Source organism: Microbacterium kyungheense (genome assembly GCF_006783905.1).
GTDB classification, from domain to species: domain Bacteria; phylum Actinomycetota; class Actinomycetes; order Actinomycetales; family Microbacteriaceae; genus Microbacterium; species Microbacterium kyungheense.
In genome coordinates, this window is the sequence record NZ_VFPE01000001.1 from 77975 (window position 1) to 102882 (window position 24908).

The 24908-nt window shown below is 70.7% G+C and carries 21 protein-coding genes; 10 read left to right on the forward strand and 11 right to left on the reverse strand.

What is annotated here, in order from left to right:
• Positions 1 to 57: 57 nt before the first annotated feature.
• The gene (locus FB391_RS00410; protein ID WP_185842867.1) at positions 58 to 885 is read right to left on the reverse strand and encodes a helix-turn-helix domain-containing protein; all 828 of its coding nucleotides are present in this window, start codon (positions 883 to 885) and stop codon (positions 58 to 60) included.
• Between the two features lie 74 nt (positions 886 to 959).
• Between FB391_RS00410 and FB391_RS00415 the strand changes: the two genes are divergently transcribed.
• On the forward strand, positions 960 to 1772 hold the full coding sequence (locus tag FB391_RS00415) for a phytanoyl-CoA dioxygenase family protein (RefSeq protein ID WP_141892344.1): 813 nt from the start codon (positions 960 to 962) through the stop codon (positions 1770 to 1772).
• Positions 1773 to 1823: 51 nt separating this feature from the next.
• Here the strand turns inward: FB391_RS00415 and FB391_RS00420 are convergent, their stop codons facing one another.
• From FB391_RS00420 to FB391_RS00435, 4 genes are all read right to left on the reverse strand, one after another.
• On the reverse strand, positions 1824 to 2261 hold the full coding sequence (locus tag FB391_RS00420) for an SRPBCC family protein (RefSeq protein ID WP_185842868.1): 438 nt from the start codon (positions 2259 to 2261) through the stop codon (positions 1824 to 1826).
• Positions 2262 to 2397: 136 nt separating this feature from the next.
• Entirely contained in the window at positions 2398 to 4122 is a 1725-nt protein-coding gene (locus tag FB391_RS00425; protein ID WP_141892346.1) for an acyl-CoA dehydrogenase family protein, read from the reverse strand.
• Positions 4123 to 4200: 78 nt separating this feature from the next.
• Positions 4201 to 4665 (reverse strand): hypothetical protein, encoded by a 465-nt coding sequence (locus tag FB391_RS00430; RefSeq protein ID WP_141892347.1) that lies wholly within the window; start codon positions 4663 to 4665, stop codon positions 4201 to 4203.
• Positions 4666 to 4692: 27 nt separating this feature from the next.
• Positions 4693 to 5130 carry a helix-turn-helix domain-containing protein gene (locus FB391_RS00435; protein WP_141892348.1) on the reverse strand — a complete coding sequence of 146 codons (438 nt, stop codon included), beginning with the start codon at positions 5128 to 5130 and terminating at the stop codon, positions 4693 to 4695.
• Between the two features lie 144 nt (positions 5131 to 5274).
• Between FB391_RS00435 and FB391_RS00440 the strand changes: the two genes are divergently transcribed.
• From FB391_RS00440 to FB391_RS00450, 3 genes are read left to right on the forward strand one after another with little or no spacing between them, the layout of a single operon-like run.
• Positions 5275 to 6477, forward strand: coding sequence for a globin domain-containing protein (locus FB391_RS00440; RefSeq protein ID WP_141892349.1), 1203 nt, complete (start codon positions 5275 to 5277; stop codon positions 6475 to 6477).
• Between the two features lie 14 nt (positions 6478 to 6491).
• On the forward strand, positions 6492 to 7199 hold the full coding sequence (locus FB391_RS00445) for a DivIVA domain-containing protein (protein ID WP_141892350.1): 708 nt from the start codon (positions 6492 to 6494) through the stop codon (positions 7197 to 7199).
• A gap of 48 nt (positions 7200 to 7247) precedes the next feature.
• Complete coding sequence (locus FB391_RS00450; protein WP_141892351.1) at positions 7248 to 7640, forward strand: group I truncated hemoglobin; 393 nt, start codon at positions 7248 to 7250, stop codon at positions 7638 to 7640.
• A 65-nt stretch (positions 7641 to 7705) separates the two neighbouring features.
• Here the strand turns inward: FB391_RS00450 and FB391_RS00455 are convergent, their stop codons facing one another.
• Positions 7706 to 8308: a flavodoxin family protein gene (locus FB391_RS00455; protein ID WP_141892352.1), complete on the reverse strand. Its 603-nt coding sequence runs from the start codon at positions 8306 to 8308 to the stop codon at positions 7706 to 7708.
• A gap of 2 nt (positions 8309 to 8310) precedes the next feature.
• On the reverse strand, positions 8311 to 8724 hold the full coding sequence (locus FB391_RS00460) for a CBS domain-containing protein (RefSeq protein ID WP_141892353.1): 414 nt from the start codon (positions 8722 to 8724) through the stop codon (positions 8311 to 8313).
• Positions 8725 to 8870: 146 nt separating this feature from the next.
• On the opposite strand from FB391_RS00460, the gene FB391_RS00465 reads away from it, so the two are divergent.
• The 3 genes from FB391_RS00465 to FB391_RS00475 all read left to right on the forward strand — a co-directional run bounded on the left by FB391_RS00465 (position 8871) and on the right by FB391_RS00475 (position 11677).
• Positions 8871 to 9629: a DUF72 domain-containing protein gene (locus tag FB391_RS00465; RefSeq protein ID WP_141892354.1), complete on the forward strand. Its 759-nt coding sequence runs from the start codon at positions 8871 to 8873 to the stop codon at positions 9627 to 9629.
• Positions 9630 to 9728: 99 nt separating this feature from the next.
• Complete coding sequence (locus tag FB391_RS00470) at positions 9729 to 10538, forward strand: ThuA domain-containing protein (protein ID WP_141892355.1); 810 nt, start codon at positions 9729 to 9731, stop codon at positions 10536 to 10538.
• Positions 10535 to 11677 carry a Gfo/Idh/MocA family protein gene (locus tag FB391_RS00475; RefSeq protein WP_141892356.1) on the forward strand — a complete coding sequence of 381 codons (1143 nt, stop codon included), beginning with the start codon at positions 10535 to 10537 and terminating at the stop codon, positions 11675 to 11677. The genes FB391_RS00470 and FB391_RS00475 overlap by 4 nt, the downstream gene beginning before the upstream one ends.
• 236 nt (positions 11678 to 11913) lie before the next feature.
• On the opposite strand, the gene FB391_RS00480 is transcribed toward FB391_RS00475, so the two are convergent.
• Positions 11914 to 13155 carry an HNH endonuclease signature motif containing protein gene (locus FB391_RS00480; protein WP_246093302.1) on the reverse strand — a complete coding sequence of 414 codons (1242 nt, stop codon included), beginning with the start codon at positions 13153 to 13155 and terminating at the stop codon, positions 11914 to 11916.
• Positions 13156 to 13342: 187 nt separating this feature from the next.
• On the opposite strand from FB391_RS00480, the gene FB391_RS00485 reads away from it, so the two are divergent.
• A complete protein-coding gene (locus FB391_RS00485; RefSeq protein ID WP_221886267.1) occupies positions 13343 to 14155 on the forward strand; it encodes an isocitrate lyase/PEP mutase family protein in 813 nt (270 codons plus the stop codon).
• Between the two features lie 211 nt (positions 14156 to 14366).
• On the opposite strand, the gene FB391_RS00490 is transcribed toward FB391_RS00485, so the two are convergent.
• Genes FB391_RS00490 through FB391_RS00500 form a run of 3 tightly spaced genes read right to left on the reverse strand, consistent with a single transcriptional unit; the run spans position 14367 to position 17841 of the window.
• On the reverse strand, positions 14367 to 16037 hold the full coding sequence (locus FB391_RS00490; RefSeq protein ID WP_141892358.1) for an MDR family MFS transporter: 1671 nt from the start codon (positions 16035 to 16037) through the stop codon (positions 14367 to 14369).
• A 30-nt stretch (positions 16038 to 16067) separates the two neighbouring features.
• Positions 16068 to 16709: a TetR/AcrR family transcriptional regulator gene (locus FB391_RS00495; RefSeq protein ID WP_141892359.1), complete on the reverse strand. Its 642-nt coding sequence runs from the start codon at positions 16707 to 16709 to the stop codon at positions 16068 to 16070.
• A gap of 1 nt (position 16710) precedes the next feature.
• The gene (locus FB391_RS00500; RefSeq protein ID WP_141892360.1) at positions 16711 to 17841 is read right to left on the reverse strand and encodes a substrate-binding domain-containing protein; all 1131 of its coding nucleotides are present in this window, start codon (positions 17839 to 17841) and stop codon (positions 16711 to 16713) included.
• Between the two features lie 152 nt (positions 17842 to 17993).
• On the opposite strand from FB391_RS00500, the gene FB391_RS00505 reads away from it, so the two are divergent.
• Positions 17994 to 23453: a 3-keto-alpha-glucoside-1,2-lyase-like domain-containing protein gene (locus FB391_RS00505; RefSeq protein WP_141892361.1), complete on the forward strand. Its 5460-nt coding sequence runs from the start codon at positions 17994 to 17996 to the stop codon at positions 23451 to 23453.
• Positions 23454 to 23577: 124 nt separating this feature from the next.
• Positions 23578 to 24513: an aldo/keto reductase gene (locus tag FB391_RS00510; RefSeq protein WP_141892362.1), complete on the forward strand. Its 936-nt coding sequence runs from the start codon at positions 23578 to 23580 to the stop codon at positions 24511 to 24513.
• Positions 24514 to 24908: the final 395 nt, after the last annotated feature.

Below are 24908 nucleotides of genomic sequence, written 5' to 3' on the forward strand. Positions count from 1 at the left end.
TTGATTACATTACGGGTCGGAATCGCTCGTGTCAATGGTTGCGGGACTCCCCGGACGCTACCGGGCCGCTCGGGCGGCCCGGTACGCCGTCGGGCTCCTGCCGTGCAGCTTCGAGAAGCGGCGCGAGAAGTAGAGCGGATCGTTCCAGCCGACGTCGCGTGCGATCTCGGCGACGGCCCGATCGGTCGAGGCGAGCAGCTGCGCGGCCCGCGTGAGGCGTTCCCGCTCCACGTACTGCTGCGGCGGCATGCCGAGGCGCTCGGTGAACAGGTGCGTCAGACGCGACGGCGAGAGGGTGGCGACACGGGCCAGCGCGGAGACGCCGAGTTCCGCGGTGAGGTCGGCGCCGATGTGCTCCACGACGCGCAGCAGGCGTTCGTCCATGGCTCCGCGCAGCGGGTTCTGCGTGTCGAGCCACAGCAGGGCCGACTCGAGCGCGTTGACGGCGAAGAGCTCGGACTGCGGCAGTGATCCGGCCGAGGCCCGCGCGCACGCGCGCAGCCCCAGGAGCACGCGCGGGCGGATGTCTCCGGGCACGTGGATCACCCCCACGCCATCCGCTCGCTGCGGCCAGTCCAGCAGCGGGCTCCATTCGGCCCGCGGGTGGAAGTGGGCGAACGCGAGCGACCACGACCCGGCGTCCGGGTCGGTGGCGTAGTCGTGGCGCACGTGCGGGCGCAGCAGGATGCTGTCGCCCGCGCGGGTGATGACGTCACCTGTCGGGCCGCCGACGCGGCCGGACCCAGCGACGGTGTGGATGAGGAGCCAGTCGGTGGTGCCTCGGGTACGCCACGTGGAGTAGTCGCCGCCTCCCGTGAACTCGCCGGCGACGACCCGGACGACCTGGGGATGGGACGTCTCGCGGGGGTCCACCGACGCCGGCATCACAGCAGGATGTTCCATGTCATCGCCCGATCATCCCATGGCCCGCAGGCGCGTGGGGGAGCAGAGTGACCGTCATGTCCATCATCGCCAGCACCGCACCCGCGATCGCCCTCGACTACGAGCAGCACGGCGTCGTGCAGCTGCGCGGCCTGCTCACCCCCGCCGAGGTCGCCGAGATCCGCGACGTCTTCATGGAGCAGGTCGACCGTGACCGCAGCATCGGGCACGACGACAGCATCCCCGACGACGACATCCTCGCGCGGTACCCCCGGTTCATCCACCCGCACCGGCGCACCGACCTCGCCATGGGCGAGCTCGCGCGTCGCTGGATGCTCGACCCCCGTATCGTCGGCCGCGTCACCGACATGGTCGGCCCCGTGTACGCGGCGCAGTCGATGTTCTACTTCAAGCCGCCGACCGCGCGCGGCCAGGCGCTGCACCAGGACAACATCTTCTTGCAGGCGCACCCCGAGACCTGCATCGCCGCCTGGGTGGCGATCGACGACTGCGACGCCGAGAACGGCGGACTCAAGGTCGTGCCCGGATCGCACCGCTACGAGATCGTCTGCCCGGACGAGGCCGATCCCGAGGAGTCGTTCACGACCACCGAGATCACGCTGCCCGACGGGTTCTCGACCGTGCAGACCGAGCTCTCCGCGGGTGATGTGCTGTTCTTCCACGGCAGCATGGTGCACGGCTCAGGGCCGAACCGGTCGGCCGACCGCTTCCGCCGATCGCTGATCTTCCACTACGTGCCGGTCGACAGCACCGAGATCTCGCGGTTCTACAACCCGCTGCTGCGCCTCGACGGCACCGAGGTCACGATCGCCGAGACCGCCGACGGCGGCGCGTGCGGGGACGGATGGATGCCGGCGGCCCCGCACTGAGCCCGGCGCGGCCGGCAGCGTTGGCCCGGCGGGCGGCGTTGAGCCCGGCGCTCAGCGCTCCGCGAGCACGCGGTCGAGCTTGGCGAACGTGCGGCGCCAGCCGTCCGCGTAGTCGTGGCCGGACGCACCGCGGAGCTCGCTGTGCACGAACCGCATCTCGGTGTCGCCGCCGTCGGCCGAGAGGGCCACGGTGACCCGTGACGTGTTGCCGGGCTCGCTCGCCCACGACCACGTGAAGCCGAGGGCTGCCGGCGGCTCGACGTGGAGGTAGGTGCCCTCGGACGTGTGCGCATCGCCCGTGGCATCCCGGAACGAGACGGCGAACCGGCCGCCGACCCGTACGTCGAGGGTGGCGGCCGTCACGACCCCGTCGGGATCCGATCCCCACCATCGCCCGACGAGCTCCGGCTCCGTCCAGGCGCTCCACACCGCGTCCCGCGGCGCGCGGAACCGGTGCAGGATCTCGATCGACGACGGCTGCTCGGGCATGCGCCACAGAGTACCGCGCGCCGGCATCCGTTCACAGACTTCGCAGACACCGACGGACTTCGCAGGGAATCGGGCGGATCCTGCGATTCCCGCGCGATTGTGCGAAGTCTGTGAACGCGGTGCCGAGGCTCTCGCGTCAGGTGACCTCGCCGCCGGCGACGGTCTCGGCCAGCGCGTGCACGCGGGGCAGGTGGTGGGCGCCGTAGAAGTCCGCCGACGTCAGGCGTGCGGCATCCGCCTCGCTCGTGGCGTCGTGCGCGAGCACGGCGTTGACCGCGAGGCCGTGCATCCAGCCGCCGGCGAGCGTGCCGAGCAGCAGCAGGTAAGGCACGCTGACCGCGTACGCATCACGGGGCGAGTCGGCGAAGCCGAGCACGTCGGCGGTGGCGCGGCGGGATGCCGCGACCGCCCGCTCGAGGCGGTCCGCGGTGCGCGCGGCGACGGGGTCGTCGTTCCCGCGGAGTGCGGCGATGGTCGCGTCGATCTGGACGAACAGCTGCTCGGCCGCCGCACCGCCGTCGCGGATCACCTTCCGGCCGACGAGGTCGTTGGACTGGATCGCCGTCGTGCCCTCGTAGATGGGGGTGATGCGGATGTCGCGGTAGTGCTGGGCGGCGCCGGTCTCTTCGATGAAGCCCATTCCGCCGTAGACCTGGATGCCCTCGCTCGTGGTCTGCACCGCGTCCTCGGTGGTCCATCCCTTGAGCACCGGCACGAAGAAGTCGGCGAGTGCGGCGATCGACTCGTCGTGCTCCGCGCGGTCGAGCAGGTCGGCGGCGTACACGCCGAGCGCACGCATGGCGAAGATCTTGCTCGACATCGACAGCAGCAGCCGGCGCACGTCGGGGTGCTCGGCGATGGGCGACCGGCCGTCGCGGCCGAGCACGCGGCCCTGCACGCGGTCGGCGGCGTACGCGGCCGCCTCCTGGTACGCGCGGTCGGCGATGCCGGTGGCCTGGAAGCCCATGCCGGCGCGTGCCGAGTTCATCATGACGAACATGCCGGCCAGGCCGCCGCCGAGCTCGCCGACGAGGTAGCCGGTGGCGTCCTCGTAGGCGAGCACGCACGTGGGGGAGCCGTGGATGCCGAGCTTGTGCTCGATCGACACCGTCGTCACGCCGTTGCGCTCGCCGAGGCTGCCGTCCTCGTTCACGAGGAACTTCGGCGCGACGAACAGCGAGAGGCCCTTCGCGCCCTCGGGCGCGCCCGGCGTGCGCGCGAGCACGAGGTGGACGATGTTCTCGGCGACGTCGTGGTCGCCCCACGTGATGAAGATCTTCTGACCGCGGATGCTCCAGCTGCCGTCCTCGCGCTGTGTCGCCGTGGTGCGGATCGCACCGAGGTCCGTGCCGGCGTCGGGCTCGGTGAGGTTCATGGTGCCGGTCCACTCGCCAGACACGAGCTTGGTCAGGTAGGTCTCGCGGATCTCGTCGGATGCCGCGGCGTCGAGGGCGTGGATCTGCCCGGCCGTCAGCAGCCAGCACAGGGCGAACGCGGCGTTCGAGCCGTTCCAGATCTCGCCGAGGCCCGCGCGGATCGCGCCGGGCAGGCCGTCGCCGCCCGCCGAGACCGGCGCCTCGGCCGTGACCCAGCCGGCCTCGACGAAGGCCTGGTACGCCTCGGCGAAGCCCTCGGGCAGGCGCACCTCGCCGTTCTCGAGGCGTGCGCCGACGCGGTCGCCGACGGTCTCGAGCGGTGCGATGACGGATGCCGCGAACTCGCCCGCTCCGGCGACGATCTCGGTGGCGTCCTCTGCCGTCAGCTCGCCGCCGGTCGCGCGGGCGACGACGTCGATGCCGAACGCCTCGCCGAACAGGAACGAGTAGTCGTCGACGGGGGCGGTGTAAGAGGTGTCGGCCATGACAGGCTCCTCAGCTCAGGGAGTCGCGGAGGATGGGACCGCGATGAAACTGAGGATCATTCTATACGAGACTGAGTCTCACTCAGCGGTGCTGAGGTGCGCCCCCACCCGGTCGGCGAAGGCGGGGCAGCCCGCGGCCACCAGCGCCTCGGTGAGGGAGGCGGACGGGATGCCGTCCTGACGGCGCCGGTCCAGGTCTCCCTGCCGGCGGAGCGTCACGGCCCGCACGCTCGCGGTCTCTTCGTCGTCGACCAGGCACAGGAACTCGTCGGGGCTCAAGATGTCATCGCGCGCGCCATCGGGCGTCACCTCGTCGAGGACGGCCCTCAGCAGCTCCTCGCGTCGTGCCGAGGCGGTGCTTCCGGCGGCTGGGTGCTGCTCGCGCCACTCATGCGTCGCGGCCGCGAGGGTGTCGGCCGAGGTGAACAGCCGGAAGGCGCCGTCGGTCTCATCTCGCAGCATCGCCAGCCAGCAGAACGGCGTGCGCGTGGCGAGGACGTCGGCACCGACGAACACGCGTGGCGGCACGGGGGGTTGCAGCACGGGGGACAGACTACCGAGCGCAGCCTGTCAGTCGGCTCCGAATTCCTCGTCGAACCGCAGGAGCGCCTCGAACGCCTCACGGCGCTCACGCGCCCGCTCGCGTCGGAGCGCCAGCACGTCGGCGGTGCGCAGCCGGGTGTGGCTGCCGACCTGGTGCGAGGGAAGGATGCCGTCGCGCACCAACTTCATGAGGGTCGGACGTGAGACGCCGATGAGCTCCGCGGCGACAGTCGTGGTCAGCTCGTCCGGAAGAGCGGTCACCGACACCGGGCCGCGCGCGAGGCCGGCGAGCACCTGCAGCACCAGCGCGCTGAGATCCGGCGCGAGCTCCCCGGGCGCCGCGTCGTCGCAGACCAGCGCGAGTCCTCGCACTCCCGGCTCCTGCGCGCGCTGCACGAACTCCGCGGCCTGCGCACGCAGATCGTCGTCGACGAAGACGGTTCCGTTCGTCAAGAGCACGGTCATGAGGCCCCCCAGCCTGAGTGCCCGGTCGCGGGCGCTTGCGCGTCCATGATATGCCCTTGCACTTACAGGTGAAGGCTTTGCGGATGCAAGTGGAACGTACTAGCGTCGCCCCTACCGACTCGCCGACGATGGGACACGACACAGGTGGATGCGGATGCACTCAAGCGGACCTGGGCGCAGGTAGCGGCGTACGGGGACGCGGTTCCCGGGTACTTCTACGCGCACCTCTTCCTGGCCCACCCTGAGACGCGCGACCTGTTCCCCGTGGCCATGGCGAATCAGCGCGATCGCCTGGTGAAGGCGCTCGGCCACATGGTCAGCAACGTCGACCACGTCGGAGACGTCGTCGGCTACATCGAGGACCTCGGACGCGACCACCGCAAGTTCGGCACGATCGCCGGCCACTACCCGGCCGTCGGCGCCTCGCTCCTGGCCACCCTGAAGCACTTCCTCGGCTCGGCCTGGACGCCGGAGCTGGCCGCCGACTGGGCCGCGGCGTACAACCTCATCGCCACGACGATGATCACCGCCGCAGAGTCCGTCGAGTCCCAGCCGGCCACGTGGGCGGGCGAAGTCGTCTCGACGGAGCGTCGCGGGATGGACATCGGCACCATCACGGTCCGCGTGGCCGACCGCTACCGCTACCAGGCCGGCCAGTCGCTCGCGCTCGAGATCCCCCAGCGGCCCCGGCAGTGGCGGTACTACTCGCCCACGCACGCCCCGCGCGCCGACGGCACCGTCACCTTCCACGTCCAGCTGGTCGCCGGCGGCCAGGTCAGCGGCGCGCTGCTGCGCGACGTCAAGACGGGCGACAAGGTGCGCCTCGGCCCGCCGATCGGCGAGCTGCTGACCCTGCCCTTCGACAGCGAGTGGCCGGATCTGGTGCTCGTGGCCGGCGGCACCGGGATCGCGCCGCTACTGGCCGTGCTCGACCAGGTCGCCGCGCGCCACGCGTCTCGCGGGAGCGGCCCGAACGTGACCCTGTACCACGGCGTGCGGCATCCCTGGGGCTTCTACGCCAAGCCCGAGCTGGAGCGATTCGCGGACGCACCCTGGCTGACCGTCGTCTACGCCGTCTCGGACGACCCGTCGTTCCCTGGGCGTCAGGGACTGATCGGCGACTTCGCCGCAGCCGACGGTCCCGGGGACGGACGGCTCGCAATGGTCTGCGGCTCGCCGCGCATGGTCGAGCACACCATCGCCGCCCTGCGCCGTGCCGGGTTCGATGAGCAGTCCATCCGCGCGGAGAAGTACGAAGACCCGTTCACGCAACAACCCAGCGCCACCGGCGTCCAGGCGGCTACCCCCGAGCTCGCCCGCTCCGGCGCCGGGCAGGGAATCCAGTAGAGGGCAGAGACGAAATGACCCCGACCCAGTCCGTATCCATCACCCCCGAGCTGCTGCGCACGGTCTCGTTCGCCGACGAGCGCAACGGCTACGCGCACGGCGAGGTCCACGCCCTGCTGGCCGCTGCCGCCGATGCCCTCGAGCTGGCGTGGCGCGACAACGACGCGTTGACCGCCAGCGCGGTGGCCGGCGAAGAGGGTGAGATCTCCAGCCGGGCGGTGCTCCTGCTCAGCAAGGCGCAGCGCATCGCCGATGACGCGGTCGCCGAGGCCGAGTCGTACGCCAAAGACCTGATCGAGACCGCCCGCAAGCAGTACCGCGAGATCATCGAGCGCGCGCAGCATGTCGCCCACTCGATCGAGAGCCAGGCCGCGGCGAATCCTGCGCAGGCCGTCGCCCCGGCTGCCGCTGCGCCCGGCGCACCCGCTCCGACGGCGTCGCCGTACACCGCCGACCGTTCGCCCGCGCTGGCCTTCGCGACCGATGACCTCGTCGCGGCCGGTCCGGCGTCGCCCGACGATGTCGTCCGCGCCCGCCAGTTCGCGCGCATGGCCTCGGCACAGGTGCACTCGCTGCTCGAGTCGATCGAGCGCGAACTGGGCAGGCTCGGCGCCACCCCGGCCGCGGGAGCGCAGCCTGCGACGCCGACCCAGGCGGCGCCTGCCGAGGCTCAGCCGCAGCCCGCCCGCGCCGAGTGGCGCCCGGGCGACACCGAGTACTGACGCTTTCACCGACGAAACCATCCCCACCTTCACGATCGGAGCACGCACATGACCGACACCACCGAAGCGACCTTGTACCAGCGACTCGGCGAGGGCGCCGGCATCGCCGCCGTCGTCGACGGGCTGTACACGCGCATCCTCGGCGACGAGACCCTCGCGCCGTACTTCACCGAGACCCGCATGGTCGATCAGAAGCGCCACATGGCGCTGTTCCTGGCCGCCGCGGCCGGCGGGCCGGACGGCTACAAGGGCAAGGACCTCGGGGTCGCCCACGCCGGCCGGGGCATCTCGGGCGAGGACTTCGACCGCGTCATCGGCCACGCCGCCTCCGCGCTCGCCGAGGCGGGCGTCGACGCCGACGCGATCAACCAGGTCGCCGGCGCGCTCATGCCGCTGCGTCCGGTGATCACGAACGAGGTCGCCGCCGAGCAGACCGCGTAACGCCTTCACGAAGAACGAGTGGATGCCGGCGGCCCGGGCCGCCGGCATCCACTCGTCTTTTCGCGTCAGGGCGCCGGGTACGGGTGCTCGGCGAGGAGCGCGGCCAGGTGCGCGCTGTTGCGCGCCAGGGTCGCGGTGGCGGAGGCGACCTCGTCGGGCGTCGAGCCGAGGTCGTTGTAGTCCACCGTGTGCATCGCCTCGCCGTTCCAGTACGTGCCCGCCTGTGCGGCGACGGTGAAGCCGACGTCGCCCAGCGCCTGGTACAGGTCGGCGGTGATCTTGTGCGCACCGTCCTCGTTGCCGACCACGCACGTCGCCGCGACCTTTCCGGTGAGGATCGGCCGGCCCGCGTCGTCGGTCTCGGACAGCTCGGCGTCGAGCCGCTCCAGCACTCGCTGGGCCACGCTGGACATGTGGCCCATCCAGGTGGGCGTCCCGAAGACGAGGATGTCGGCATCGAGCACGCGCCGCCGGATCGCGGGCCACTCGTCGCCGTCGCCCATGTCGGCGAGGACGCCGGGCCGCACGTCGAAGTCGACGACGCGCAGCTGCTCGCCCGTGACCCCGTGCTCGCCGAGCGCGTCCAGCACCTGCTGGAGCAGCAGGTCGGTGCTCGAGGACTCCGGCGACGGCTTGAGGCTGCAGTTGAGTGCCAGTGCGGTGGTCATGCTCACTCCGAGATCTCGGCGACGGTCTCGCCGGTGTCGGCCGGAGCAAGGGCGAGGGCGACGTCCGCCTGGCTGATGATGCCCACCAGGTCATGGCCGTCGATCACCGGAAGCCGGCGGATCTGATGCTGCTTCATCAGCTGCAGCGCCTCGTTCACGTCGTCGTCGGCGCCGATGGTGACGGGCTTGCCCTCGGCCAGCGAGCCGGCCGTCGTCGTGGCGGGGTCGCCGCCGTCGGCGAGGCACTTCACCACGATGTCGCGATCGGTGAGCATGCCCTTGAGCCGCTTGTCGTCACCGCAGATGGGCAGGGCGCCCACATCCAGCGAGGCCATGAGCCTGGCGGCGTCGACGAGGGTGTCGTTCTCGCCCACGCAGCGGGGAGCGGTGGTCATGATGTCGCGTGCGACAGTCATCTTCTTCCTCCTTCGTCTCAGGTGACCGACGCTAGGCGCGCGGGCGCCGGCCCTGCAGGGGGTTGACAGGTTCTCGCGCAGGCGTGGGAGCACCCGTTCGTCAACCCCCTCGCCGGATCGCGCCGCCCGCGCGAGGGTGGAAGGCGATGGACACCGTCGCGCACCTCCGACTCTCGCCGGGAGAGGTCCGGATCGGCACGTCGGGGTGGAGCTACGACCACTGGCGGGACGTGCTGTACCCCCGCGGCACCGGGTCGCGGAGGCTGGAGGAGTTCGCGCAGTCCTTCGACACCGTCGAGCTCAATTCGAGCTTCTACCACTGGCCGCGGCGGTCGTCGTTCGAGTCGTGGGCGAGCCGGGTGCCACCGGGCTTCCTCATGGCGGTCAAGGCGCCCCGGGGCCTCACGCACGCGCGCAAGCTCGCCTCAGCACAGGCGTGGTCCGATCGGCTCGCCGAGGGCAGTGCCGGGCTGGGCGAGGTGCGGGGCCCGCTGCTGCTGCAGCTGCCGCCCGACCTCGAGCGCGACGACGAGCGCCTCTCCGCCGCGCTCGATGCGATGCCACCGGACTGCCGCGTCGTCGTCGAGCTGCGCCACCCGTCGTGGGTGGCCGATGACGTCTTCGCGCTGCTGCAGGACCGGGATGCCGCGTACTGCGTGACCAGCGGAGCGCACATGCCGCTGGAGCCGAGGGTGACCACCGACTTCGTGTACGTGCGGTTCCACGGCCCCGATCCCGAGCGGCTCTACGTCGGCAGCTACGACGACGCAGCGCTGGCCTGGTGGGCGGGGCGGATCGCCGAGTGGCGGGATGCCGGACTCGCGGTGCTGTGCTACTTCAACAACGACGGCGGCGGGGCCGCCGTGCGCGATGCCCGGCGGCTGCGCGACGAGATGCTGGGGTGACGGGATCGGCCGGCGTGACCCGGGGCCATTTGTCGTTGCGCCCGCGAAATGGCGCCGCGCCTCACCGCCACGGCGGCGCGCGCAGGCCAGAATCGCCTCATGACCAGACCCATCAGAGTCACCGTGTGGGGCGAGAACCGCCACGAGCAGCACGACGAGAGCGTCGCCCGGATCTACCCGGACGGCATGCACAACACGATCGCCGAGGGCATCCGTGAGAACCTCGGCGAGGGTGCCGTCGTACGCACGGCCACGCTCGACGAACCCGACCACGGCCTCACCGAGGAGGTGCTGGCCGACACGGATGTGCTGACGTGGTGGGGACACGTGGCGCACGGCGAGGTGAGCGACGAGGTGGTCGAACGCGTCCACCGGCATGTGCTGTCGGGCATGGGCCTCATCGTGCTGCACTCGGGGCACTGGTCGAAGATCTTCGTGAAGCTCATGGGCACGAGCTGCACGTTGCGGTGGCGGTCTGACCACGACCGCGAACTCGTGTGGACGGTCGACCCGACGCATCCGATCGCCCAGGGCGTGCCGCATCCGATCGACATCCCCGAGCAGGAGATGTACGGCGAGTTCTTCGACATCCCGGCGCCCGACGAGCTCGTCTTCGTCAGCTCGTTCAGCGGGGGCGAGGTGTTCCGGTCGGGCTGCACGTTCCGCCGAGGACACGGTCGGATCTTCTACTTCAGCCCGGGCGACCAGGAGTACCCCGTGTACCACCACCGCGACGTGCGGCGCGTGATCGCGAACGGTGTCGCATGGGCCGTCAGCGACCGGGCGGAGCGGGCGCTGCCGACGCTGCTGCGGTACGAGACCGGCGAGTTCTTCCATGGCGCGGACTATGCGCACGCGGCTCCCGAGATCGCCGAGGCCCGTGCCGCCGCAGAGGTCCGCGACGCATGACCTTCGCCGTGCTGCCCGCCGATGCGGGACGCGTCCGGGTCGTCGTCGTCGGCGCCGGCCCGATGGGGCGCGCGTGGCTGCACACGATCGTCGCCGACGATGCGATCGAGCTCGTCGGCATCGCCGACCTCGCCGTCGACGTGGCAGACGATGCGGCAGGCGAGATCGGAATGGCGGCGCTGCCGACCGGACCCGACGGCGTCGAGCTCGCCCGCCGCACCGGCGCGCAGGCGATCGTCGATGTCACCGTTCCTGCCGCGCACCACCCTGTGACGCTCGCTGCGCTGCGCGCGGGCCTCCCGGTCCTCGGCGAGAAGCCGGCCGCCGCGACCGTCGCCGAGGCGCTCTCGCTCGCCGCCGCCGCCCAGCTGACCGGACAGCTGTTCATGGTCAGCCAGTCGCGCCGGTACAACGACCACCTCTTCGCCGCGCGGGCGGCGGCGCAGCGGCTCGGACGTGCCGGCATCCTGTCGGTCGACTTCTTCAAGGCGCCGCACTTCGGCGGGTTCCGCGACGAGATGGCGAGCCCGCTGCTGCTGGACATGGCGATCCACCAGTTCGACATGGCGCGCTTCGTGCTGGGCGCCGACCCGGTGTCGGTGCTGTGCGACGAGTACAACCCGGCCTGGAGCTGGTATGCCGGCGACGCGGCCGCGACGGCGGCCTTCGCGTTCGAAGGCGGCGAACGCTTCGTCTTCACCGGCAGCTGGTGCAGCCCCGGCCAGGAGACCTCGTGGAACGGGGCATGGCGCCTCTCTGCCGAGCGCGGCACCGTGCTGTGGGACGGCGACAATCCTCCGACGGTGGATGCCGGCGGCGACGGCGCCGGCGGGGCCGATGGTGCCGGGCGGGTGGCGGCGCCGGCCGCGCCCGGCGACGGTATCGCCGGATCGCTCCGGGAGTTCGCCGTGGCCTTGCGCACCGGTGCCGAGCCGATGGGGCGCGTGCACGAGAACATCCTGAGCCTCGCGATGGTGGAGGCGGCGATGCTCAGTGCTCGGGAGGGACGCCGGGTGACGCTCGACGAGATCCTCGAGGCGTCGCTGGCCACGGCTCTCGGCGTCGAACGCGACCCCGAGGTGCGCGCGGTGATGGCCGGCTGGGCGTCCCCGCGGGATGCGCTGCGCGCCGGTGTCTGAGCTATGTCGCCGCGGCGATCCGGCATGGCGGGCCGCAGCCCCGGCGAGAGACCCGTCGGCCGAACGGCCTGCGGGCATCAGCTGCGCAGTGCGATCTGATCCTGTCGCCTGACCGGCGATCTGGTGGCGGGTCGCCACCGCGCTTCGGCGTCCCACCACGACGGGCCGCGCACATGTGGAGCTCCGTCGACCATGCGGATCTGCCAGCCGCCGGTGTCGATGGTGCGGTGGTGGAATCAGCACAGCAGCACTCCGTTGTCGGTGTGTGTCGGCCCGCCCCGGGAATGCTCCTGGACGTGGTGGATCTCGCACCACTGCGGCGGCACGTCGCATCCGGGGATCAGGCACTCGCCGTCTCGGAGAGTGATCGCCCGCCGCTGATGGTGGGTGAAGATCCGGTCGAGCGTCCCGATCGACAAGATGCGGCCGCTCTCGCCCGTCACCACTCGCTGCACCGCACCCGCACACGCGAGATGACGAGCCGCAGCGATCGAGATCGGCACGTCGTCGCCGGGCAGATGTGCGTAGCCGCTCCCCGACGCGAGGTCTTCTTCCCGCACGTGCACCACCAAGGTCGGGGCCGCACCGCCCAGCATCGGCAGCTGTCCCGACGACGAAGCCGCCCCCAGCAGCACCGCCAACTCGTCATGCCGCCTCTGCGCGGCCGTCCGCGTGTCCGCAGCGGCCTCGACGGGCCCGTCTGGCTCAGCCGCCTCGGCGAAGCACGGCGCTGGATCGTTCGCCTTCGGGTTCAGCACACTGTCGAACCCGAGTTGCAGCTGAGCCGCGACCTCGGGCAACAGGGCGCCCCGCAGCGGCACCAGCCCGTCCGCACCTTGTCGGCCGATGGTCAGCCCGCGCTTGCGCATCGCCCGCGTCTCGGCGGGCTCGGCGCCGTCCGGATCGAGGAACGCCGCCCACACCTGCGCCATCGCTCGCAGTTCATCGGCTGACACCGGCCCCGCCTCACTGCCCCGAGCCGCGGACGCGAGTTCGACGTCGGCAGCCAGAAGTGCTTCACGCCCCACCAGGCTGCCCCGGAACACCGAGGTCACCGCCGCGATCCCGTCGAGCCCGGCATCTCCGGCCACGAGCGCATCGCGCATCGCGGGGAACTGGGGTGGCAGCGTCTCACCCGTCGACGGCGCCGTCGACCGGCGGACCGCCTTCGCCGCCGTCACGACGTCGGCTGCCGTCCGGCCCGAGACGCGCGTGGCCCGTTGCACGAGCTCGCCCAGGTTGCGGCATCCATAGCGCGTCGTCACCCGGTCCGCGTGCGGGGCCGTCTCGTCGCGCTCGACGATCACCGCGGTCGCCTCGACCACCACAGCCTCGGCCAGGCGCCGGATGCGTGCGGCAGCCGCGAGGGCGCTCAGCACGTCGGCATCGCCTGCACCCCGCAGTGCTTCGCAGCCCGACGCACTCAGACCTGCGAGTGCATCGCCGAGCTCGGCGAGAGCATCGGCGAGGTGTGTCATGAGTCGATTCTGGCGAGGGGTTACGACATCGAAATGCCCAGATCCCACAGAGTTTTCCACCTGTGGACAACCCCGAGTCCGCCGTCCGGACCGGCCGCTGGGGAGGAGGTGCGCACGCCGCGGGATGCCGGTGTCGGGGGCGGGGCGTAGCATCCCGAGCGGACGACCCAGCGAACGGAGCCGTGGCATGACAGCGAACGTCGACCGGGCGGCCGCGCTGCTCGCCCTGCACCAGGGCCGCGGCTTCGTCATCCCGAACGTGTGGGATGCCGGAACCGCGCGCATCCTCGAACAGCAGGGCTTCGTGGCCATCGCGACGACCAGCGCCGGCATCGCGTGGTCGTGCGGAATCCCCGACGGCGGACCGCTGAGCGTGGACACGATGTTCGCCCGCGTGGCCGAGATCGTCGCCGCGGTGGACGTGCCGGTATCGGCCGACCTCGAGGCGGGGTACGGCGACACGCCATCCGAGGTCGGGGCGACCGTCGCACGGGCCGTGTCGCTCGGCATCGTCGGCGCCAACATCGAGGACGCGGCAGGTGGTCGGCTGTTCGACGTCGACACGGCGACGGCGCGTCTCGCGGCGGCGCGGGGTGCGGCATCCACGGGTTCGTTCGTGCTCAACGCGCGCACCGACGCGTTCTTCGTCGGCGGGGTCGACGATCCGTTCGCCGAGACGGTGTCGCGAGCGCGGCGCTACCTCGACGCGGGAGCCGACTGCATCTTCGTCCCCGGCGTGCGCGATGCCGAGACCATCCGGCGGCTCGTCGACGAGATCGGGGCGCCGGTCAACATGGTCGCGGGACTGACGGCGCCGGTGATCGACGCGCCGACGCTGTTCTCGCTCGGCGTGACACGGGTGAGCGTCGGGGGCAGCATCGCCCGCGCCGCCTTCAGCGCCGTCGAGCAGGCCGGCCGCGAGCTGCTCGAGCACGGCACGCTCGGGTTCCTCGACGGCGCCGTGTCGTACGCCGGTCTGCAGCAGCGCTTCGGCGCCTGAATCCCGGGGCCTGGCCCGCCTGGGCGACGCCGCTTCGCGGTGCTGGGGCGTCGCGCGGGTATCCCCCGTTGCGCGGCATCCCGATCCTCAACTGAGGACGCGCGCCGAGATGCGGGGCCGATACGGCGTACCGGTCCGCATCTCGGCGCTGGTCCTCGTTTGAGGACGCGCCTCGCCGGAGGGCGTGCCTCAACTGAGGACACGCCTCGGGCTACCTACCGGCTGAGACCTTGTCGCGGCGTCCCGGGCGCGGCGCAGGCGTCTCGGCGGCGCGCAGCTCGGCCTCCAGCCGCTCGGCCTCTTCGCCGCCGATCGCCTCGCCGCGGGCGACGAGTCCGGCGACGTCCGACAGCGGGATCTGCTTGAGGAACAGCGCCAGCACGAAGGCCACGGCGATGAACGGCACCAGGTACCAAAACACCGGGGCGAGAGCGTCGGCATAGGCGTCGACGACCCCCGTGCGGATCGCATCGGGCAGGTCGTTGAGCGCGGCCGGGTCGATGGTCGACGTCGCCTGACCCGCCTGCTCGGCGGTGGCGCCGGCATCCGTGAACACCTTCGTCAGGTTCTCGGTGAGCCGCGTCGTGAACAGCGTGCCGAAGACGGCGGTGCCGAGGGCGGCGCCCACCTCGCGGAAGTAGTTGTTCGTCGAGGTGGCGGTGCCGAGATCCGAGGCGGGCACGGCGTTCTGCACCACGAGCACCACGACCTGCATGATGCAGCCGAGGCCCACGCCGAACAGGAACAGATAAACGCAGATGAGCCAGATCGGCGTCGACGCGGTGAGCGTCGTCATGAGGATCATCGCGATGCCGACGATGACCGTGCCGACGATCGGGAACAGCTTGTACCGGCCCGTCTTGGTGATGAGCAGGCCCGACGCGATCGAGGTGCCCATGACGCCCACCATCATCGGCAGCATGAGAAGACCGGATGCCGCAGCCGACGTGCCGGACGACATCTGCAGGAACGTGGGCACGAAGCCGAGCGCGGCGAACATGCCGATCCCGATGGCCATGCCGATGGCGGTGGCGTTGATGAAGATCGGGTTGCGGAACATCGACAGCGGCATGATCGGGTCCGCCACGCGCGACTCAGTGAAGATGAACAGTCCGGCGGCGGCGACGAGCCCCGCGCCCCAGGCCCACGTGGCACCGGAATCCCAGCCGAAGTCCGCCGAGCCGCCGAAGTCGGTGAAGAAGATGAGGCACGTCGTCGCCACCGACAGGAACAGCACGCCGAGCCAGTCGATCGGCTTCTCGGCCTTCTTGTTCGGGAGCTTCAGGGCGAAGACGGCGACGAAGAACGCCGCGATGCCGACCGGGATGTTGATGTAGAACGCCCACTGCCACGTGAGGTGGTCGACGAAGAATCCGCCGAGGAGCGGACCGGCGACGGCCGCGAGGCCGAAGATGCCGCCGAGCGGGCCGAGGTACTTGCCGCGCTGGTCGGCCGGCACGATGTCGGCGATGATCGCCTGCGACAGGATCATGAGCCCGCCGCCGCCGAGTCCCTGGATCGCACGGAACACCACGAACATCCAGAAGTCGGTGGCGAATGCGCAGCCGATCGAGGCGAGCGTGAAGATCGCGATCGCCACCATGAACAGGCGTCGTCGGCCGAGCACGTCGCCGAACTTGCCGTAGATCGGCATGACGATCGTCGTGGCGAGGATGTAAGCGGTCGTGATCCAGACCTGGTGCGACACCCCGCCGAGCTCGCCGACGATCGTCGGCATGGCCGTCGAGACGATCGTCTGGTCGAGGCTCGACAGCAGCATGCCGGCGATCAGGGCGGAGAAGATGATCCAGATGCGCCGCTGCGTGAGCAGGAACGGCGCATCCCCGCCGGGCTTGGCGGTGGAGGCGGTGGCGGTGGTCATGCGGGTCTTCCTGTCGATGCGGTCTGCGCGTCAGCGCCGGCTGGACGTCAGCGCGGTCTGCGTGCTGAAGAGGTCGCGCGCCGCGCCGATGCGTCGCTCGAAGATCTTTATGAAGCTGCCGGCGTCATCCGTGCCGAGGAACTCGCCGGCGGCGGAGCGGACGACCGCGCCCACGATCTGCGCGGCCACCTCGGCGCGCAGGTCTCCCGGCTGGAGGCGCTCTCGCTGCTCGATGAGCTGCGCGTCGTAGCGCTCGCCGTCGGCGCCGAGCTCGAGCATGCGCCCGAGCAGCCGAGGCTCCTTCTCGACAGCGCGGAACAGGTCGTGCACGGTGTCGGGGGCGATGTCGAGGGCGCGCCAGCGCTCCTCGGCGAGCACGGCCAGATCGGTCAGCAGGTTCGCCGACAGGCCCGGCCCGTCGGAGCCGCCGGCGACGAAGCGGGCGACGGCGGCGGCATCCGCTCTCTCGATCGGGACGCCGAGCACGGCGTCGTCCTTCGAGGCGAAGTAGTTGAAGAACGTGCGACGAGAGACGTCGGCCTCGGCGCAGAGCTCTTCGACGGTGAAGCCGGCGAGCCCGTGCTCAGCGGTGAATCGCCGTGCGGCGCGGATGAGAGCGCGCGTCGTCTCGGCGCGGCGCCTCTCACGCAGTCCGTCTGCACTATCTGTCACATCATGCAGTTTTGCACTGAACGACTAATCGTGCAAAGCGGCCACCACTGGAGGCGCGCGGCTGCAGCTCGGGCAGCACCGTCGTGCGCCGGACCGGCAGTCGCTGGCCGCTGGCGAGGCGATCGACCATCATCTCCACGGCGAGCCGGCCGATGTCCTGCTTCGGTGGCCGCAGGGCGGTGATCGGCGGCTCGGCGCTCTCGGCGACCTCGTCGTCGTACGCGACGATCGCGAGGTCGCCGGGGATCGCCCAGCCGTGGTCGAGCGCGTACTGCTCCAGCAGCACGGCCTGCGGGTCGTTGTGGATGAGGAGAGCAGTGGTGGCGGTCTCGCGGCACCGCCGCAGCACGTCGGCGATGAGCTCCTCGCGCGCGACCCCGTCGAGCGCATCGAGGGTCGCGTCGACGTCGACGAGGCAGTCGAGCCCCAGCTCGGAGACCGCACGGTCCCAGCCGCGCCGCAGCTGCCACGAGGTCGGAGATCCCTCGGAGGTGAGGATGCCGACACGCCGATGCCCGAGCGACTCCAGGTGCGCGGCGGCCAGCGAGCCGCCGAAGACGTGGTCGGTCGTCACCCACTCCAGGCTCGTGAGTGCGAGCGCCGACGGCACGCGCCGCTCGGCCAGGACGACGGGGATCGGCAGCGCCTCGAGCCAGTGCAGCAGCGCGCGTCCGTCCGGACCCAGTGTCTCGGGCGCCACGATGAGCCCGTGCAGGCTGCCGGACTCGACGAGCGAGGAGATCTGCCGGCGCTGGTCGTCGACAGAGTAGCTCGCCCCTCGAAGGATCAGCTGCACGCCGAGCTCGGTGGCCGCTGCACGCGCGCCGATGATGATGTGCGGCCAGTAGTAGCTCAGCGACGGCACGATCATGCCGACGCGATAGCGGATGCCGCGTTCCGGGGCGCCGGGGACGCTGGTGTCGAGCCGGCTGCGCAGCGTCGCGCCACCGTGCACGCGGGTGACGAGGCCCCGGTCGGCGAGGTGGGCGATGTCCCGCCGGATCGTGAGCTCCGACACACCCAGTTCGCGCGCGAGGTCGGCCACCCGCACCGAACCGCTGCGGCGCAGCTCGTCCAGGATGTGCTCGCGACGCGAGAGGCCGAAGGTGGGCGGCTCGGAAGACTGCTCCATGATCGACTCAGCGTACAGATGTGTTCGAATGCGTTCAAGGATGAACGAATCTGTTCGGTTTGCTACCGGCATCCCTCGTCAAAGGGCAGGATTTCGCTGCGGGCACGTGGTCGTGCCCGATCTGCATGCCAGCGCCCGAAGGAGAAGTGCACATGCCGCAGGCAAGGATGCCGCGTCCGAACGACGGACAGAAGACCCGGCGGATCCGCACCACCGTCGTCGCCGCGGTCACCGCGGCTGTCATCGCCGCCCCGCTCACGGTGCCCGCGATGGCCCAGGCCGCGGGAGCCGACCCGGTCACCGTCAACGTCACGGGCGCGGATGTCGCCGCGGCGGCGCTCAACCAGAACGGACTCACGTTCAAGGGGTTCGGCGTGCTGTCGGCCAACTCGACGAGCGCGCTGCTGCTGGACTACAAGTCGCAGCACCCCGACAAGTACTGGGAGCTCATCGAGACGCTGTTCGGCGGGGATCACCCGATCATGAACACCGTCAAGATCGAGATGGGCAACGACCGCAACACGTCGACCGGCCCGAACGCCGCGACGATGCGCTCGCGCGACGAGTACCCCAACGTGCTGCGCGAGCCCGGCTTCCAACTGGCAGCGGACGCGCAGCTGGTCGCGCACGGCGACATCCACCTGAGCCTGCTGCGCTGGAACCGTCCCGCGTGGGTGGCGAATGACGCCGACCAGTACATCTGGTTCAAGAACACCCTGCTCGCCGCCTACCGCGAGTACGGCGTCATGGTCGACTCGATCAACCCCGACACCAACGAGACCGGCAGCCCGAACATCCAGCTGTACAAGGACTTCGCCGGCTGGATCGCCAATGAGACGAAGGGGTACGAGGGCGCCGCGGCGGGCGACCCGAACAACGGGTTCGCCACGCAGCAGGAGTCCGACCTCTTCCACGCGATCCGCACGATCGCCGCCGACACGGTCGGGACGCCGCCGCTCTCGTTCGGCAACGCCATGACCTCGGCCACCGATTCGTCGCTGCGCGACGCCGTCGACATCGTCGGCTTCCACTACTCCAGCGCGGACGACAGCGCCGGCAACATGAAGAAGATCGCCGAGCAGCTCGACCAGGAGGTGTGGAACTCCGAAGGTCAGTCGACGTTCTCCAGCTCGGCCGACCGGCCCAACAACAACGCCAGCGACGAGCAGGGCGGCAGCGGCACCGAGTTCGGCGGCACCAACAGCGCGCTCGAGATGGGCAACTGGATCACGACCGGGTTCGCCGCCTCGCGTCGCACCATGAACATCTTCCAGCCGGCCATCGGCTCGTTCTACGACGGGTTCCAGTACTCCTCGAAGGAGCTCGTGAACGCCCGCGACCCGTGGTCGGGGTGGCTGTACTACGACGGCGGCCTGGCCGTGCTCGAGCAGTTCACGCAGTTCGCGACCCTCGGATGGGAGAACGCCGACAACACCGCCGGCATCTGGCGGGCGATCCCGCAGGCGTCCAAGAGCGAGCTGGGCACCGGCAACCCGCCGGGCGGTGCGCGGGCCGGCGGTGCGTCGTACACGACGCTGGCCGCGCCCGATGCGTCGGACTTCTCGACGGTCGTCATCAACGACTCGAAATTCAGCAAGACGTACCGCGTCGTCACGAGTGGCCTGAGCCTGGGCGACGACAAGACGGCCGAGGTGTGGGAGACGCGCGCGGCCGATGCCGGCCAGGCGTACGACGCCAATTACCTGAAGCCGGTCGGCGAGCTGCAGCCCGCGGCCGACGGTTCGTACACGGTCACGGTGAAGCCCTGGTCGGCCCTCACGCTCACGACGCTCGACCACGCGACCACGAAGGCCGACGGCTCGGTCGTGGCGAAGGACGGCTACGGCTCGAGCCTGCCGACCTCGCCCGAGTACACCGCCGCCGACGGCGGCCGCGACGTGCTCGACACGGACGCCACCGGAAACGTCAACGGTGTGACCGACGACGCGTTCCTCTACGCCGACGACTTCGACTACCGCGAAGAGGGCACGATCCAGGGCTACGACCCGGCGACCGGGCAGCTCGTCGACAGCGGCGTGAGCTACCTCGCCGCCCGCGGCGACGGGGCGGCGCCGGCCGGCACCCCTGCCGTGCAGAGCGAGGACAACGGGGCGACGCCGCGCTACACGAACGACACCAACGGCGCCTTCGAATCGGTCGCCGCCGGTTCCTCAGGAACGGTGGATGCCGCACACGGCCGCGTCCTGCGCCAGCAGGTCGGCCCCGGAATGGCCGGCGGTGCGTGGAACAGCGGCGACCCGAAGACCACGATCGGCGACGCCCGCTGGGCGAACTACACCATCTCGGCCGACGTGCTGTTCGAGGCGATTGGATCGCAGTACGCGACGATCGGCGCGCGCGAGCAGGGCGGCACGGCCAACGGGCAGAGCGTCTCGGCGGCCGAGTTCAAGATCGACCCCGCAGGCGCATGGACCTTCATGCGCTTCGGCTCGACCGTGTCCAGTGGCACGGTTCCCGCGAACGCGGCCTTCAAGACCGGCGCCGGCGTGTGGAACACCGTCGCCGTGACTGTGGCGGGAGCCGTGTACACGGCCTCCGTCAACGGCGTGCAGGTCGCGACCTACACCGATGCCGCACCGCAGGCGACCGGGCGCATCCAGCTCGGCTCGAGCTTCAACTTCGTCCAGTTCGACAACCTCAAGGTCCAGACGGTGCCCGGTTACACGCCGTACTACGCGGCGATGATCGACGGCATGCATCAGACCAGCTGGGCGGATTCGTCCGTCCCGGTGCTGCAGTTCGACGCGAACTGGAGCCACGTCAACGGCCAGGGCATGTTCGAGTGGCAGCGCACGGCATCCAAGAGCACCGCCAAGGGTGCGGCCATGACGTACGCGTTCACCGGTACGGGGCTCGACATCATCGGCACGAACTCGGGCGGTCCGACGCTCGACGTCGTGGTCGATGGCGTTCCGGTCGTGGCCGGCGCCCCGACCTACAGCGCCGGCAGCGAGCGCACCGCGTTCCAGCTGCGCGGCCTCTCGAACGCGGAGCACACCGTGGTCATCAAGACCGCGAACGACAGCTCGATCAACGTCGACGCCGTCGGAGTGGTCACCGCGAACGCCGACTCGTCGAAGGTCGACACCGCGGCCCTCGCCGCCGTGGTGGACTCCGTCGACGGTCTCGATGAGGGCGAGTACACCGCCGAGACGTGGCAGGTGTTCGCCGCCGTCAAGGCGGATGCGCAGGCTGCGGCATCCGATCCGGTCGCCTACGGCCTGGACGCCGAGGGCGCGACCGCGCTCGCCGCGCGCCTGACCGCCGCGGCTGACCGGCTCACCCCCAAGGATGTGAGCCCGGATGTCATCGACCTCGGAGTGGTGGCCGTCACGGCGACCGATCGCACGCTGCCGTCGCACCTCGAGCTGCTCGGCGCGGACGAGAAGGTGACGTGGTCGGCCGGCTCGGTCGATGCCGCCAAGACCGCGCCCGAGCTCGGCACGTTCGCGGCGACCGGCCGCTCGACCGACAAGCTGTCGTCGGGGCTGTACCAGCGGTTCAGCGCGACCGTGCTCGTGGTGCCCGCCGATCTGGAGTACTTCGTCGACTCCGGCTCGTCGGGCGCGGCGGACGGGTCCGCGTACGCGGCCGTGGCGACGGCGTTCCCGGATCTGCGCAACGACAGCGCCGATCAGAAGTGGGACGGCACGGCCTCCGGCAAGACGTGGGGCTACTCCACGACGGCGACCACGCTGGCCGCGGGGTCACCGGCGGACTGGGGCTCGTCGTACGTCGGCGCGGACTACAACAAGCCGGTCACGTACCACCTGGCGCTGCCGGCCGGCTCGTACAACCTGGTCGGCGTCCAGGCGCCGCGTGCAGGGCTGACGACCAACGTGTACTCCAAGGTGACCGCCGCGGGCGTGTCGACCACGAAGACCGCGACCTCCACCGGCGCCTTCACGCCGGTGGCGCAGACGCTGACGCTCGACCAGGACGCGGTCGTCGATCTGGAGTTCGGCACCAACGGCACGAGCGGCTACAACGCCCGCCTCGCGCTCGTCTACGTGCAGAGCCTCCCGCGTGACCTCGGGGTGCAGGGCGCACTCGGCGTCGCCGACGACCTGCCCGACACGGTGGTGGTCGCCGGTGCCGAGAAGGACGTCGAATGGGATGCCGCGTCCGCCGAGCAGCCGCGCACCGAGTATGCGGCGCTCACCGTGACGGGGCGCCTGACCGCCACGGATCAGGCTGTCGTCGCCCGGTACGAGATCGTGCCTCCGGCGCTCGTGTACTACATCGACTCGGGCACGAACGGTGTCGCCTCGCCGCAGTACACGGCGGTGGCGGGCGCGGTGCAGCTGCGCAACGAGAGCGTCGATCGGGTGTCGACCGCCGCCGACCGGTGGGGATATGTCGCTGACGGCATGAAGACCAAGGGCACGACCGACATCGACGACAAGTACTCGACGGGGCTCTACCAGGACACCACGAAGCTGGTCTACCGCCTGCCGCTGGACGCCGGCACGTACACGCTGACCGGTGGTTTCACCGAGTGGTGGAACATCAACCGCGCGATGTACCAGACGGTCTCGGTCGCCGGCACGGAGCTCGCCAAGGGCACCGTCCCGCTGTCGGGTTCGAGCACCCCGCTCGCGGCGGCGCTCACGTTCACGCTGACGGAACCGGCCACGGTCGACTACGTCGTGACGAACGAGGGCGCGGGCAGCGAGAAGCCGGTGATCTCGTGGCTCGCGGTCGCCGACACCACCCAGGCCGCCGCGCCGCAGAACGCGACCGCCGTCGCTGCGGGCGACACGTCGATCACGGTGTCGTGGGATGCCTCGTCCCCGGCCGGTCCCGGATTCACGGGGTACCGCGTGTACGAGGCGGGCGGCACCGAGCCGGTGTGCGAGACGACCAAGACGACGTGCACCATCACTGCGCTGGAGCTGGGCAGCACGCACGCGTACGAGGTCGCCGGGGTGAACGTGCTCGGCGAAGGCGACAGGTCGGGCGTGACGGCATCCATCACCCTCCCGGAGGTCTCTTCGGGTGACGGTGCGCGGACGGCGCCGGGCAAGGGCGTGCTGTCGTCGAACGACGGGTGGGACACCGGCCTCAAGGACGGCATCTTCCAGGTCTCGATGGACCTCTGGTGGGGTGAGAACGGCCAGCTGTTCAAGCTCTACCGCGACGGCGAGCTCGTCGCCAAGGTGCCGTTGACGATGATGACCCCGGGCGCGCAGCACGCGGTCGTCGACGTCGCGGGGCTGCCGAACGGCACGTACGTCTTCACCGGCGAGCTGGTGAACTCGAAGGGCACGACGGCCACGCAGCCGCTCACGGTCAAGGTCACCGACGCGTCGCCCGGCAAGCCCGTGCTGTCGGCGCCGAACAAGGACGGCGACGGCGCCTACACCGTCACCGCCGACCTGTGGTGGGGCACCAATGCCACGTCGTACCGGTTCCTCGAGAACGGGAGCGAGGTCGGCTCGGGAACGCTCACCGCGGCGACGCCCGGCGCGCAGCGTGCCACCCTTCCGGTGTCGGGCAAGGCGAAGGGCACGTACATCTACACGGTCGAGTTCACGAATGCCGCAGGCAGCACGGTGAGCGCACCGCTGAAGGTGACCGTCTCGAAGTAGGGCGCGATCCAGCGAGCGGGTGGGGCCGGCCCGAGGGCCCCACCCGCTGACCTCGTGGCGCGTCGCCGGGCATAGACTCCCGACCGGTCGCGACGTCGCGGCCGTCGAACGAAAGCAGAAGAGTATGAAGACCATCGGCCTCGCAGGCATCGATCGCCCCGCACCCGAGGTGGTGCTCGGCCTGATGCGGATCCAGGACCTCGACGACGACGCCGTGCAGGAGCTGGTGCACACGGCCCGCGATGCCGGCATCGACTTCATCGACCACGCCGACATCTACGGCACAGAGCTGCACGGCTGCGAGCGGCGGTTCGCCGAGGCCATGCAGCTCAGCCCGTCCGAGCGCGAGCAGCTCACGATCCAGACCAAGGCCGGCATCGTGCGCGAGGGGCCGTACTTCGACTTCTCGTACGAGCACATCGTCGAATCGGTCGAGGGATCGCTGCGCGCCCTCGACACCGACTACGTCGACATCCTGCTGCTGCATCGTCCCGACGCGCTCGTCGAGCCCGACGAGGTCGCGCGGGCCTTCGACGACCTCGAAGCCGCGGGCAAGGTGCGCGCCTTCGGGGTCTCGAACCACACGCCGCGTCAGATCGATCTGCTCAAGAAGTCGGTGCGCCAGCCCCTCGTCGCGAATCAGATCCAGCTGTCCATCACCCACGCGCCGTCGATCGCGCAGGGCGTGGCGGCCAACATGCAGGGCGAGGACCAGTCCCTCACCCTCGACGCCGGCGGCATCGTGGACTACTGCCGGCTGCACGACATCGCCATCCAGGCGTGGTCGCCGTTCCAGGCCGGCTTCTTCACCGGCGTCTTCCTGGACTCGCCCGACTACCCCGAGCTCAACGCCGTGATCGACCGCCTCGCCGCGGAGTACGACGTGCCGCCCATCGCGATCGCCGTGGCGTGGATCACGCGCCACCCGGCGATGATGCAGGTCGTGCTCGGCACCACGACGCCCGAGCGCGTGCGCGGGGCGGCGCAGGGCTCCGACGTGACCCTCACGCGGGCCGAGTGGTACGAGCTGTTCCGCGCCGCGGGCTATCGCGTGCCCTGAGGCCTCGGCCGGCGGCATCCACTCTCCGCGGCGGGTCGGTGTCGCCGGCTCGACAGGTCAACCGGCGTTGCGCAGGAGGAACGGGCTGGATCGGTCCTGTTGAGGTGCGGTTGACCTGTTTAAGGGGTGAGGGATGCCGGGGCCGCGGCGTGGGGAAGTCACCGAGTCGCGGCATCCACTTGCTCCGGGTTGCCGTCGGTGCCGTCTGTTCAACAGGTCAACCGGCGTTGCGCAGGAGGGATCTCCGCGATTCGGCCTGTGGAAGTGCGGTTGACCTGTTGAACGGGTGAGGGATGCCGGGGGCCGCGGTCGGCGCCCGAAGCAGACCACTTGTTACCGGGCCGGACTTCGGGCGCGCGTCGCTGGAGGATCGGGGAGGATGGCGGAAGGCCCGC